Origin of the sequence: Domibacillus sp. PGB-M46 (genome assembly GCF_022668875.1) — a bacterium.
Taxonomy (GTDB): Bacteria; Bacillota; Bacilli; order Bacillales; family Domibacillaceae; genus Domibacillus.
In genome coordinates, this window is sequence record NZ_JAKGCR010000118.1 from 1 (window position 1) to 224 (window position 224).

The following is a 224-nucleotide window of genomic DNA, read 5'->3' on the forward strand; positions in this document are numbered from 1 at the left end:
TGGCTGGGCTAGAAGGATTCGAACCTTCGCGTGACGGAGTCAAAGTCCGTTGCCTTACCGCTTGGCTATAGCCCATTGATGTTATCTGTTATGTAGTATACCCCAAAAAAGAAGAAAAAGAACATGTTTGTATATGTTCCTTTAGGAAAATGGTGGAGGGGGGCAGATTCGAACTGCCGAACCCGAAGGAGCGGATTTACAGTCCGCCGCGTTTAGCCACTTCG

General features: G+C 48.2%; 1 tRNA gene. It reads right to left on the minus strand.

Annotated elements, in window-relative coordinates:
• A tRNA-Gln gene (locus tag L2D08_RS23885) sits at nucleotides 1–75 on the minus strand.
• Nucleotides 76–224 lie beyond the last annotated feature (149 nt).